This window comes from Kribbella sp. NPDC054772 (assembly GCF_053611945.1).
In genome coordinates, this window is sequence record NZ_JBSHBJ010000011.1 from 96,740 (window position 1) to 108,628 (window position 11,889).

General features: G+C 67.0%; 12 protein-coding genes, 1 tRNA gene and 1 pseudogene. 12 read left to right on the forward strand and 2 right to left on the reverse strand.

Annotation, left to right across the window (positions count from 1 at the left end):
* The first annotated feature begins 313 nt into the window (after positions 1-313).
* The 5 genes from ACWGID_RS19655 to ACWGID_RS19675 all read left to right on the forward strand — a co-directional run bounded on the left by ACWGID_RS19655 (position 314) and on the right by ACWGID_RS19675 (position 6,910).
* Positions 314-1,651: an MFS transporter gene (locus tag ACWGID_RS19655; protein WP_452198429.1), complete on the forward strand. Its 1,338-nt coding sequence runs from the start codon at positions 314-316 to the stop codon at positions 1,649-1,651.
* Positions 1,648-2,892 carry an amidohydrolase family protein gene (locus ACWGID_RS19660; RefSeq protein ID WP_452198431.1) on the forward strand — a complete coding sequence of 415 codons (1,245 nt, stop codon included), beginning with the start codon at positions 1,648-1,650 and terminating at the stop codon, positions 2,890-2,892. Before ACWGID_RS19655 ends, ACWGID_RS19660 begins: the two co-directional genes overlap by 4 nt.
* A gap of 58 nt (positions 2,893-2,950) precedes the next feature.
* Positions 2,951-3,925, forward strand: coding sequence for an alpha/beta hydrolase (locus tag ACWGID_RS19665; RefSeq protein WP_452198433.1), 975 nt, complete (start codon positions 2,951-2,953; stop codon positions 3,923-3,925).
* A 70-nt stretch (positions 3,926-3,995) separates the two neighbouring features.
* Positions 3,996-5,375, forward strand: coding sequence for an FAD-binding oxidoreductase (locus ACWGID_RS19670; protein WP_452198434.1), 1,380 nt, complete (start codon positions 3,996-3,998; stop codon positions 5,373-5,375).
* 239 nt (positions 5,376-5,614) lie between these two features.
* On the forward strand, positions 5,615-6,910 hold the full coding sequence (locus ACWGID_RS19675) for an NAD(P)/FAD-dependent oxidoreductase (protein ID WP_452198436.1): 1,296 nt from the start codon (positions 5,615-5,617) through the stop codon (positions 6,908-6,910).
* A 165-nt stretch (positions 6,911-7,075) separates the two neighbouring features.
* Here ACWGID_RS19675 and ACWGID_RS19680 read toward each other — a convergent pair.
* Positions 7,076-7,567, reverse strand: a pseudogene (locus ACWGID_RS19680) (hypothetical protein); the annotation flags it as partial.
* 73 nt (positions 7,568-7,640) lie between these two features.
* Between ACWGID_RS19680 and ACWGID_RS19685 the strand changes: the two are divergent.
* The gene (locus ACWGID_RS19685) at positions 7,641-8,234 is read left to right on the forward strand and encodes a recombinase family protein (RefSeq protein WP_452198438.1); all 594 of its coding nucleotides are present in this window, start codon (positions 7,641-7,643) and stop codon (positions 8,232-8,234) included.
* A gap of 37 nt (positions 8,235-8,271) precedes the next feature.
* Positions 8,272-8,607, forward strand: coding sequence for a hypothetical protein (locus tag ACWGID_RS19690; protein ID WP_452198439.1), 336 nt, complete (start codon positions 8,272-8,274; stop codon positions 8,605-8,607).
* Here ACWGID_RS19690 and ACWGID_RS19695 read toward each other — a convergent pair.
* A tRNA-Leu gene (locus tag ACWGID_RS19695) sits at positions 8,589-8,674 on the reverse strand. The two genes, ACWGID_RS19690 and ACWGID_RS19695, sit on opposite strands and share 19 nt — an antisense overlap.
* A 153-nt stretch (positions 8,675-8,827) precedes the next feature.
* Between ACWGID_RS19695 and ACWGID_RS19700 the strand changes: the two genes are divergently transcribed.
* The 5 genes from ACWGID_RS19700 (at position 8,828) to ACWGID_RS19720 (ending at position 11,867) form a co-directional block, all read left to right on the forward strand.
* Complete coding sequence (locus tag ACWGID_RS19700) at positions 8,828-9,637, forward strand: maleylpyruvate isomerase family mycothiol-dependent enzyme (protein ID WP_452198441.1); 810 nt, start codon at positions 8,828-8,830, stop codon at positions 9,635-9,637.
* A gap of 10 nt (positions 9,638-9,647) precedes the next feature.
* Entirely contained in the window at positions 9,648-10,136 is a 489-nt protein-coding gene (locus tag ACWGID_RS19705; RefSeq protein ID WP_452198442.1) for a VOC family protein, read from the forward strand.
* Positions 10,137-10,244: 108 nt separating this feature from the next.
* Positions 10,245-10,907 carry a hypothetical protein gene (locus tag ACWGID_RS19710; RefSeq protein ID WP_452198444.1) on the forward strand — a complete coding sequence of 221 codons (663 nt, stop codon included), beginning with the start codon at positions 10,245-10,247 and terminating at the stop codon, positions 10,905-10,907.
* Positions 10,904-11,434 (forward strand): DUF6529 family protein, encoded by a 531-nt coding sequence (locus tag ACWGID_RS19715; protein ID WP_452198445.1) that lies wholly within the window; start codon positions 10,904-10,906, stop codon positions 11,432-11,434. Before ACWGID_RS19710 ends, ACWGID_RS19715 begins: the two co-directional genes overlap by 4 nt.
* A gap of 28 nt (positions 11,435-11,462) precedes the next feature.
* Positions 11,463-11,867: a Rieske (2Fe-2S) protein gene (locus ACWGID_RS19720; protein WP_452198447.1), complete on the forward strand. Its 405-nt coding sequence runs from the start codon at positions 11,463-11,465 to the stop codon at positions 11,865-11,867.
* Positions 11,868-11,889: the final 22 nt, after the last annotated feature.

The following is an 11,889-nucleotide window of genomic DNA, read 5'->3' on the forward strand; positions in this document are numbered from 1 at the left end:
CGGCGATCCGAGGCGGAACTTCACCGATCGGCGCCTTCAAGGCCGCGGCACACGAGGCGACGGGGGGATGGTCCGTGGCGACCAGGTGCTGGACGTGCGTGACCTCGAGGCGCCCTTTCCGGGGCACGCGGACCGATCTCACCTGTGCGCGGGGTGTCCGCGACATCGGTCGATTTGGTTCGCTCGAACTCACGACATATGACTACTGCCCGATCCCACCGGCATAGGCAATGCTGTGTCGATCAAGGCACCGAACAGGAACTGGTGACGCCGCGCGGGCCACTGCCGCGGTGGCGTAGCGAAGGGAAGCTTCGTGAGCGTTGAGAACCTAGGTCCGCGCCAAGGTGCGGAAGAACCGAGCCTGAGTCGGACGGTGGTCGCGGCGTCGGTCGGGAACTTCGTCGAGTGGTACGAGTTTGCCGTGTACGGCGTGGTCGCCGCCTTCATCTCGGTCGCGATGTTCCCTGCGGACGACACAACGGCGGCCATGCTGAACACCTGGGCAGCGTACGGAATCGCGTTCCTGGTGCGTCCGATCGGCGGCGTCCTTCTGGCGCGCCTCGGTGACCGCTACGGTCGCCGCCACATTCTCTACGTCACGATCACGCTGATGTCGGTCGCGACGTTCTCCATCGCCGTGATCCCGTCATACGCCACCATCGGGATCGCCGCGCCGATTCTCCTGATCTGCGCTCGCATCGCGCAGGGCATCGCAGCAGGCGGTGAGCTGGCTGGCGCTGCAGCGTTCCTCTACGAGCATGCGCCAGTGCATTGTCGTGCCAGGGTGGTCAGCTTCCTGGGTGTGAGCACGTTCTGTGCCATGGTTCTGGGGTCGACCTTGGGGACCGTGCTCACCGTCGCGCTGCCGGCGGAGGAGATGCAGATGTGGGGCTGGCGCTTGGTCTTCGCCACCGCTCTGCCGCTCGGCTTCGTCGGGGTCCACATCAGGCGCTCCCTCCAGGAGACGCCCGCGTTCCACCAGATGCACGAGCAGCGAGACAGCCCGATGGTCGAACCGAGTCCGGAGGGCTTCTGGCTCGCGATGCGGCAGAACGGCCGCGCCATCCTCCTGTACCTGGGATTCGGCACGTTCTACTCGATCGCCATCTACACCAGTGTCGCCGCCTACCTCGCGTACATGCTGGCCAACGGCTTCTCGAAGGAAGCAGCGTTGACGATCAACACCATCGCCGGTCTTGCGATCATCGCGGGCATCCTGCTCTCGGGCGGCCTGGCCGACCGAGTTGGAAGGAAGCCGATCCTGATCGGTGGTGCCACTGCCATGGCGGTGAGCATCGTGCCGACCTTCTTGCTGGGATCGACAGGCACCTTCGCCCTCGGGCTGTTGGGGGCACTGGTCTTCGTCATCCCGCTGTCGGTGTTCATCACTCCGGCCGTTATCAACGTGGTGGAGCTCTTCCCGGCCAAGGTCCGCGTCACGGCGGGTGCCGCAGCCTACAACCTCACGGTCATCATTGGCGGCTTCATGCCGTTCGTCGCCGTATGGCTCACCGACGCCACGGGCTCGCACCTGGCCTTTCCCGTCTTCGTCGCATCGATGGCGGTCCTGGCACTCACCGTCGTGCTGATGTGGTACCGCGAGCCGGAGACTGGTCACGTATCGATCCAAGTGGTGGAGGAGACGCGATGATGACGCAGATCGTCCTGGAGAACGCCCGAGTCTTCGACGGCGTATCCGAGGAATGTCCCGGGGGGATGTCGGTGCTGGTTGCGGACGGCAAGATCCGTGAGGTGTCCGATCGTCGGATCCAGGCGGACGAGGCACGCAGGATCGACGTCGGCGGCAAGACCCTGATGCCGGGCCTGATCGACATGCACATCCACTCGTACTTCTCCGATCTCGACCCCCGGGTCCTCAACGATCGTGATGCGCCCTACCGAACCGCGTACGCGATCAAGAAGCTCGGCCATGCCCTCGACAGCGGGTTCACGACCGTGCGCGACATCGGAGGTGGCGACTATCCGCTGGCGGCGGCCATCGCCGACGGACTGATCAGGGCGCCGCGGTTCTTCTACGCAGGCAAGGTCCTGTCGATGACCGGCGGCCACGTCGACTACCGCACGCCCAACGAGAAGCACCACACGCACGGATACTGCTCGTGCGCCTCGATGAATTGGGCAGGCGTGATCGCCGATGGCGTCGACGAATGCATCAAGGCGACGCGCGAGGAGCTGCGCCGCGGCGCCCACTGCATCAAGATCGTCGCCTCGGGCGGCGTGATGTCACCGAGCGATCCGATCTGGATGAACCAGTTTCGCGAGGATGAGATTCGCGCGATTGTCCAGGAATGTGTCGAACGGCGCACCTACGTGGCCGCGCACTGCCTGACCAGCGAGTCGACGCGCCGGTCGGTCGAGTTCGGAGTGCGCTGCGTCGAACATGCGGCAGTCATCGACGCCGAGACGGCAGCCTTTGTCGCGGAGCGTGGCGCGTACGTCGTACCGACCATGGCCTGCCTCTTCTCGCTCGTCGAGCAGGGCTTGGAGATGGGCTTGCCACCCGACCGCATGGACGGTCTCCGCACGGTTTATGAGAGCTCGATGGCCGGGCTGGATGTGATGCGGAGCGCGGGTGTAAAGATCGCCTACGGCACGGACCTGCTTGCCGGCTTCTACACCCAGCAGACCCGGGAGTTCGAGCTCCGCCGCGAGGTCTTCACGCCGCTCGAGCTCCTGCGTCAGGCCACGTCGGTCGGCGCGGAGGTCCTGATGCAGACGGGGAAGCTGGGTTCGGTCACACCGAACGCGTGCGCCGACCTGATCGTCGTCGACGGTGACCCGCTCCAGGACATCGGCCTCCTTGCGGCGCAGGGCCGGAACCTGGACCTCATCATGCGCGGCGGAGAAATCATCAAGAACCGGCTCGACTAGGGAGCCGTCCGCGTCCGACGCCGACGCGGACCACCGCCGGGGGCCGTGCAGCTGCCTCGTGCGCGACGAAAGCCAGGGCGAAGACGCTCAACAGGAACGACCCGAGGAGAAACGCATGACTGAGGAAGCCAAGAATGGCGATCAGCAGGGGAGTGTGGCCGGCTCCGCGATGTCCGCTGACCAGGTCTTCGGCGCCACGGAGTACTTCGAGATGGAGTCGACGTCAGTCGGTGCCCGTTTCGCGATCTGGGTGACGGCCTCTCCGACGTACGCGCAGGACGAGCAGTCGGCCTATCCGGTGCTCTACGTGACCGACGGCAACTTCAGCGTCGGCCAGACGGCGCCGCTGGCGGTGATGCAGGGCGACCTGGCCCTTCCGATCGCTCCCTACCTGCAGGTGACCGTCGGATATGCCGGCGACGACGCCCGGGACTGGGCACGGGTGCGCAACCGTGATCTCGTGCCGCCGGGCGAGCCTGTTCCGCCGGCGATGCGGTCCTCGTTGGAGCTGGCGGTGGAGAACGGGCTGATGACCCGACCGGAGGCCGAGGCCTATCTCGCGGACCTGGCCAACACCCGAGCCGACGCGTTCCTGTCCTTCATCACAGATGAGCTCCACCCGGAGATCAGCCGTCGCTACCGGGTTGCTCCCGAGGGCCACGGGCTGTTCGGCTATTCCTACGGTGGCCTCTTCACCTTGTACGCCCTGCTCACGGGGTGTTCCCTGTTCACCGCCTATGGAGCAGGCAGCCCGGGCGTCGCGTCGCCGGAGAGCACGGCGCTCGCGCTCGCAGGAAAGCCCCTCGATCTCACCGGCAAGCGACTCCATCTCACGATCAATGGGCCTGAGATGACGGGTGAGCTGCCCATCTACCGACTGATCGGACGTGGGTACACCCTCCTTGTCGAATCCCTGCGCGCGGCCGAGTCGGGACTCACGCTGACTACGCAGGTGCTGGGCGAAACCCACCTCACAGGCCTCCAGCCTGCGTTCCTCAGCTTCATGCGCACCTGCTGGTCGAGTCCTGCATGACCTGTCGCAGGGGGTGCGGGCCAACGCCAGAGCACAACGGCGCCGCAGCGAGGCGATACGGAGGCGCCAGATGCTGATCGAACACCTACGGGAGCTGATCCCCGCTGATCGCATTCAGCTCGATCCCGCGGTGCTGGCAAGCTATGCCCACGACGAGGCCGAGTGGGCTCCTCACGGTACGCCGCTCGTCCTCGTCCGGCCGCGCACCGCCGAGGAGGTCCAGCAGGTGGTGCGCGCCTGCATCGAGTACGACGTGCCCGTCGTACCCCGCGGGGCCGGCACTGGCCTGTCCGGCGGAGCGAACGCTGTCGACGGGTGTGTCGTCCTGTCCACCGAGGCGATGTCGGCGATCACGGAGATCGACCCCGTGGAGCGGCTGGCCGTGGTGCAGGCGGGTGTCGTCAACGACCACCTGCGGAACGCGTGTGCGGAGCACGGTCTCTGGTACCCACCCGACCCCGCCTCGGCACCGTGGTCGACGATCGGCGGCAACGTCGCGACGAACGCGGGTGGCATCTGTTGCGTGAAGTACGGCGTCACTGCGGACTACGTGCTCGGACTGCAGGTCGTCACCGGAACCGGCGAGCTGGTCCGACTCGGCCGACGTACGGCGAAGGGCGTCGCAGGATATGGTCTCGCCGGACTGCTCGTAGGCTCCGAGGGGACGCTGGGCGTCATCACCGAGGTCACGCTCAGGCTACGCCCTCAGCGGTCGCCCGAGCACACCGTGGCCGGCTACTTCTCATCGATCCTGGACGCCGGGCGTGCCGTCGCGGCCGTGAGCGCGGCGGGCATCGTCGCATCCGCCCTGGAGCTCATCGACCGGCACTGCCTCGAGGCCGTCGACCAGTGGAAGAAGATGGACCTGGCCGTCGAGGCCGACGTCATCCTGCTGGCGCGGTGCGACGTCCCCGGCCCGGCGGGAGAGGAGGAGGCAGACTCGATCCGCGACTGCTTCGAGCGAACCGGGGCGACCTGGGCGGCTCGTTCGACCGACCAAGCCGAGGCGGACGCTCTGTTCGAAGCGCGGCGCCTGGCGTACCCGGCCCTTGAGCGTTTGGGGCCCGTGCTCACCGAAGACGTCTGCGTGCCTAAGGCGGTGGTTCCGGAGATGCTCGCCCGGATCGAGGCGATCGGAAAGAAGCACGAGACCCTGATCGCCAACATCGCCCACGCCGGGGACGGCAACCTGCACCCCCTGCTGATCACGCGGCGTGGCGACGACGAGGCCAGAGAACGTGCGCAGAGAGCGTTCCGGGAGATCATCGATGAGGCAATTACACTGGGCGGCACGGTCACGGGAGAGCACGGTGTCGGCCTGCTCAAGATGGACGGACTCGCCAAGGAGTTGCCCGCGGAGGTCTTGGATCTCCATCGCGTGGTGAAGGCCGCCCTGGACCCGCATGGCATCCTCAACCCCGGCAAGGTCATCGCCGTGGACAACGAATGAGCCGCTGCCCGACCGGCGTGAAGTGCGTCGAGAACGTGCCACTGCCCTAGCAACAGTGGCCCACCCGCCCGGCCCGACGGAGCGCAGCGGCTGGCCGGGCGGGAGACCACCTTCCGTATGCGGGCTCTCCCGCGGTTGGTCGGGAGCGGCCCACCACCCCTCGTGGCTGCCATCGGCATGTCCGAGCTCGGCATCTCCACCGGCAGCAGCAACCAACACACAGACCTCGGAGGTACCACATGAGCACGACCACCGACGCCATCATCGTCGGGGCGGGTGTGGTGGGCGCGTCCATCGCGCTGGAATTGACCCGAGCCGGGTACTCCGTGCTCGTCGTCGACAAGGCAGGTGGACCTGGCTTCGGGTCCACGAGCGCGTCGAGCGCGGTCGTCCGGTTCAACTACTCGACCTGGGACGGCATGGCCGCCGCGTGGGAGTCGAAGTTCCGGTGGGAGGCCTGGGCCGACCACCTCGGCTACGCCGACGCGGCGGGACTGGCCTCGTTCAAGCGCTGCGGTCTGGCGTTCCTCGACGTCGACATCATGCCTCGCGACCGGATGGCGAAGATGTTCCTCGCGGCGGGGATCCCGTTCGAAGAATGGGGACCTGCCGAGCTCGCGAAGGCATTCCCCCATGTCGACGCGGGTCGCTACTTCCCGCCGAAGCCTGTCACCTCCGACCAGTTCTTCGAGGCTCCCACGGGCGTTCTCGGCGCCATCTACACGCCTGACGCGGGATACGTCGACGATCCCCAGCGAGCTGCGGCAAACCTCGCCGCCGCCGCGGCGCACATCGGTGCGACGTTCCGGTACAAGAAGGCCGTCACCGCCGTCGAGCAACGACAGCAGTCGTGGGCGGTGACTCTCCACGACGGTGACGTCCTCGAAGGCGCCATCGTCGTCAACGCTGCCGGGCCCTGGTCCACCGGGCTGAACAGGCTCGCGGGGATCGGGTCGGACTTCACCGTCAAAGTCAGACCGGTGCGGCAGGAGGTCCACCACGTCGCTGCACCGCCGTCGCTGCCCACCGGCTTCCCGATCATCGCCGATGCCGACCTCGGCACCTACATCCGCGGAGAGTCGAGCGGCAACATGCTCATCGGTGGAACCGAACCCGCATGCGACCCCTTGGAGTGGATCGACGATCCCGACGCCGCGAACCCGCACCCCACGACGGAGCGTTTCGAAGCGCAGGTGCTTCGGGGCGCACGCCGTCTCCCCGACCTCGCCGTTCCCAATCGTCCGCGTGGTATCGCAGGCGTGTACGACGCAGCCGATGACTGGACGCCCATCTATGACCGGACCGAGGCGCCCGGGTACTACGTTGCCATGGGCACCAGTGGCAACCAGTTCAAGAACGCCCCGCTCATCGGGTCCCTGATGACCACCATCATCGACGGCGTGACGAACGGGGCTGACCACGACGTGCAGCCCTTGACGTACACAGCGCCCCACACCGGCCACGTCATTAACCTGGGAGCCTTCTCGCGACGTCGCCAGACCAATGCAGCATCGTCGGGAACGGTGCTTGGCTGAAACCATGACGGCCTGACGATGCAGTAGGTCAACCCCCTCATCGCCCGCGCCAAGGGCGAACCGGTCGAACCTGTCAACGTGCCTGACCCCGGACCCGGCGCGGCGGTGGTCACAGTGGCCTCGTGCGGGGTGTGCCCGCCGACATCCGCTACCGCGAGGGCGGGATCAACGACGACCTCCCGTTTCTGAACTGGCGAGCCCGTATGCGGTGAGTGTCGAGCATGCAAGCGAGGCGACCTGCAGTACTGCTTCGCCACCCACAAAGCACGGCAGAATGACCCTCGAGGACGGCATCCCGCTCTCGTCCGCCCTGGGGCTCGGCGCCTTCGCCGAGAAGACCATGATCGCCGCCGGCCAATGCACGAAGGTGGACCCCAACGCATGCCCGCGGCCGTTGGGCTGCTCAGCTACGTGGTGATGGCCGACCACGCCGCCCCGGTCAGCCTCGGAAGCATGACGCTTCCAACGCCACTGTGCCTGGTTGATCCGGACGACTTCTCGATGAGAAATCACGGGCCTCGGTGACATGGGCCTGGTGACCATCGGCCTGGCGACCACGGTGATGCGGTTGCGGATGGTCTTGTCGGACAGGCAGAAGTGGCGGGCCATCTCGGTGTTGGACCAGCCGTGGGCGACCAGGTCGAGGACCTCTTCTTCGCGTTCGGTGAAGTCTGGGGAAGGCGTTCCATGTCCGTCGGCACACGCGCCTCAGCAGAACCGACATCGGAAGATGGACGGTTGGCAGCACTCGACGGTCGCGGCAGTCCTGGAGAATCCGCGGTATACCGGCTATGCGGTCTACGGCCGGTGGCAGAAGGTTGAGGAACTGCTGGATCCGGACGACGTGGCTGCCGGTTACGTCGTGAGGTTCCGTCGGTCGCCGCAGGCCAAGATCGTTCGGTCGCGGCAGCCGGCGCATCCCGCGATCGTGTCGGTCGAGACCTTTACCGCGGCACAACTGGAGAAGCGCAAGCGTCAGGCCGGCGGCAAAGGTGGGTGGTCGGCGGCAGAGCGACGGCGGACACCGAAAAAGCGCGTCTATGTGTATCGAGGCCGGATCAGGTGCGGGATCTGCGTCCGGAAGATGGAAGGTGCGGCCCGCCGCGAGGACACGATCTACTACCGGTGCAACGCTCGCACGCTGGTGCCTGGATCGGCGACCGCTCTGGCTCATCCTCCGCAGATCTACCTTCGTGTAGATCTGATCACGAAGCCCATCAACAGGTGCATCGGAAGTCTGTTCGATCCGATCCATCGCGACGAGACGATCTCGGCGCTGATGGAGGCTGACGAATCAGCGGACCAGGTGCTCGAAACGCGTTGAGCAAATGCGTGACCGAGTGATCGCCGCAGAGACCGTTATGAAGAAGTTGCGTAAGGCACTCGATGCCGGCTGGGATCCAGCGAAGCTACGCGAGCAGTACAACGCCGCGGCTGGAGAGAAGCGCGCCGCCGAGGCGGCTCTCGCTGCGGTGCCGAGCGAGAAAAGCTTGAGTCGCAAGGAACTTGAGTCGTACGTCGACGAACTCGGTAGCGTCGGGAAGGCCTTGAATCTCGCCGGATCCGAGGAGCTGAGTGAGCTCTACTCGTCGCTTCGCTTGGCTTTGACGTACCACCACCGCGAGCAGATCGTCGAGGTGGAAGTCGACCCATTGGCCGACCGTGTGGATAAGTACCGTGTCCGAGGGGGGACTTGAACCCCCACGCCCCGCGAAGGGCACTAGCACCTCAAGCTAGCGCGTCTGCCTATTCCGCCACCCGGACGAGTGGTCTCACCGCTTGCGCGGTGCCGACCGGAGAACAGTAGCAAACTCCAGGGGTGGAATTCACATCGGGGCGCCGGGGTGGTGACGACCGGGTGTGATCGGCGTAGTTTGAAATTCAAGGAGTGGCCTCTGGGGGTGGAGGTGGTACGCCGTGGACGCGTGGAACGGGATGTCGTTCGAGGGTAAGGACACGATGCTCCGGGTGGTGCGGGACGAAGCGGAGCTGTTCTTCGGGATGGTCGACACCGACGACGTGTGGGAGGCGCCGACCGGGGCCGGGCACTGGGAAGTGCGCGATGTGGTGGCGCATCTCACGGACACGACCGAGTCGTACTTCGTGGCGTTCGACGCGGCGCGGTCGCACAGCGAGGTACCACCGGCGTACGGGCTGCCGGGGATGGCCGAGCGGGTCGACAAGCAAGCGTTGGCGCTGCGGAGTGTGCCGCGGCCGGAGCTGGTAGAGCGGCTGCGGACCGACTTCGACAAGATGATGGGGATCTTCGACGCGCTCGGGCCCGACGAGTGGGGTGGGTTCACCGTGCCGCACTTCTACATGGGTCCGCTGCCGGCGTTCTTCTTCCCGGCGTTCCAGTTGATGGACTACGGCGTCCACTCGTGGGACATCCGGCAGGGCACCGGCCGCGCGCACGGACTGTCGGGGGAGGCGGCCGATCTGCTGGTGCCGTTCATGTTCGTGCTGTGGAAGTACACGACCGGCGCGAAGGATCCGTGCCAGCTCGGGATCCGGATCACCAGCGGCCCGAACGCCGGTGACACCAGGGTGTCCGTCGGTCCGGACGGCATGGACTACACGGCCGGTGACGCGAGCGATCTGTCGGCGGTCATCGAGTTCGATCCCGGCAGCTTCGTGCTGACCGCCTTCGGCCGGAGCAACGCCGGTACGATCCGAGGCGACCGGGCGGTCGCCGACCGGTACCTGAACCTGTTCTTCCGGATCTGAGGGGGATGGCATGACCGAGATCGACCTGCCCGCGATCGAAGCCGAGCGGGACCGGATCAGGTCGGCGTACCTGAAGCCCGCCGGTCAGTCGTCGGCGCGCGGACTGCATCACACCGCGTTGCTGAGCGCGGACGTCGAGCGCACGGTGCGGTTCTACCAGGACGTGCTCGGGTTCCCGCTGACCGAGATGGTCGGGAACCGCGACTACGCCGGCTCGACGCACTTCTTCTTCGACATCGGGAACGGGAACCTGCTGGCGTTCTTCGACTTCCCGGGGCTCGATCTCGGTCCGTACGCCGAGGTGCTCGGCGGGCTGCACCACCTAGCGATCTCGGTCGAGCCGTCGCAGTGGGAGCGGCTCAAGGAGAGCCTCACCGAGCACGGGGTCGACTTCCAGGAGGAGAGCGGTACGTCGATCTACTTCCGCGACCCTGATGGCGCCCGGATCGAGCTGATCTCCGACCCGCTGGGTGAGATGTACGGCCTGAAAGTGCTCTGAAGCGGGCCCGCTGTGGAAGTCCCGCCTAGAAGGACCGGCCAGCCGTTGACCAGCCGCGGTGTCGGCGAGATTCTCGTCTGGGGGCGAGTCTCGGGGTGAATCGGGGAGATGGGGCAGCGCAGTCCTTTGGTGACGCTGGCGGCGACGGCCGTCGGGTTGGTCGCGTTGCTGGTGGTGAACAGCACCCAGGCAGCGGGCCCGCCGGGGTACGCCGCGACGCCCGCCTCAGCCAGCCCGACGCCCACCCCTGAACCGACGCCGACACCCACAGCGACTCAACCGACACCGCCGGCGCAGACGACGCCAGCTCAGAAGACCGTCGTCTACATCGGCCGAACGACTGGCCGAGAAGCCACCCTGGCAATAGCCGTCAAGGGCACCCGCTCCGTCGCCTACATCTGCGACGGCCGCCGCTTGGAAGCGTGGCTCACCGGAACCGCGACCCCAGGTCGCCTCACGCTGAAGGCCCGCACCGGAGAACACCTCACCGGCGCCACCACCGCGAATGCAGCCGCCGGAACCCTCACGCTGAACGGACGCACCCTCCGATTCGCAGCCCGCCCAGCAGGACCACCGGCCGGCCTCTACCGCGCCCGCAACAGCACCGCCACCATCGGCTGGATCGTCCTCCCCGACGGCTCCCAGGTCGGCATCGACAACGACGGCACACCCGCCCCCGCTCCACCGCTCGACCCGACCACACGCTCGGCGACGGTGAACGGCGCGCAGGTCACCGCCCAACCCATCACCGGAGACGAGGAGGGCCGATGAGTACGACGTCAGTCGCGAAGCGTGGCGCGGTCGCAGTACCGCTCATCGCCGGGGCCGCGGCGGCTGTCGCGCTCGGGGTCTACGGGCGGGTGCATCACCCAACCGGTGTCGCGATCGACATCGCGGGTTTCTCCAGTTTCCAGGCGGTGAAGACCTGGCTGGCGACGCTGGCGGCCGTGCTCGGTCTGGTGCAACTCGCCAGCGCGGTCGCGATCTACCGCGGGCGCTCCAAGCTCGCGCCGCTGCACCGCTGGTCCGGGCGAGCCGCCGTCGCGGTCACACTCCCGGTCGTCGCGCACTGCCTGTACGCGCTCGGCTTCCAGTACGGCGAGCCGCGCGTGCTCGTTCACTCGCTGCTCGGTTGCTTCTTCTACGGCGCCTTCGTGGTGAAGATGCTGGCGCTCAGCCGCACCGACACGCCGTCCTGGCTGCTCCCGGTCGCCGGTGGAGCCGTCTTCACCGGCCTGATCGGGCTGTGGCTCACTTCCGCGCTCTGGTTCTTCACCACGTTCGGCATCACCCGCTGAGACGCCACCCACTGAAAGGACCCTCGCCGTGAATCCACCCAGCCGTAGGACGTTCCTCGCCGGCGCCGCGGCCGGCGCTGCCGCGGGACTGACCGGGTGCTCCAAGTACGGCGAACCGAAAGGCACCCCACCCCCGGCGCCGGCCAACGTCGTCCTCGGCACCACGGACGAGATCCCGGTCGGCGGCGGCAAGATCTTCGCGTCCCGGCAGGCCGTGGTCACGCAGCCCGTCAAGGGCACCTTCAAGGGCTTCAGCTCGATCTGCACCCACCTGGGGTGCCCGGTCGCGAGCGTGTCCAACGGGACGATCAACTGCGACTGCCACGGCAGCAAGTACTCGATCAAGGACGGCTCGGTCGAGGCCGGCCCGGCGCCGCGCCCGCTGCCGCCGAAACCGCTCAAGATCAGCGGGGACACGATCACCCTGACCTGAGTCCCCTTCCGCGCCCGTGGTG

Excerpts from the sequence above, each read along its gene's own strand:
- ACWGID_RS19685 (WP_452198438.1), top strand. The coding sequence starts at position 7,641 with ATGGACGGTTGGCAGCACTCGACGGTCGCGGCAGTCCTGGAGAATCCG.
- ACWGID_RS19660 (WP_452198431.1), top strand. The coding sequence starts at position 1,648 with ATGATGACGCAGATCGTCCTGGAGAACGCCCGAGTCTTCGACGGCGTA.
- ACWGID_RS19670 (WP_452198434.1), top strand. The coding sequence starts at position 3,996 with ATGCTGATCGAACACCTACGGGAGCTGATCCCCGCTGATCGCATTCAG.
- ACWGID_RS19715 (WP_452198445.1), top strand. The coding sequence starts at position 10,904 with ATGAGTACGACGTCAGTCGCGAAGCGTGGCGCGGTCGCAGTACCGCTC.
- ACWGID_RS19675 (WP_452198436.1), top strand. The coding sequence starts at position 5,615 with ATGAGCACGACCACCGACGCCATCATCGTCGGGGCGGGTGTGGTGGGC.
- ACWGID_RS19705 (WP_452198442.1), top strand. The coding sequence starts at position 9,648 with ATGACCGAGATCGACCTGCCCGCGATCGAAGCCGAGCGGGACCGGATC.
- ACWGID_RS19710 (WP_452198444.1), top strand. The coding sequence starts at position 10,245 with ATGGGGCAGCGCAGTCCTTTGGTGACGCTGGCGGCGACGGCCGTCGGG.
- ACWGID_RS19690 (WP_452198439.1), top strand. The coding sequence starts at position 8,272 with ATGAAGAAGTTGCGTAAGGCACTCGATGCCGGCTGGGATCCAGCGAAG.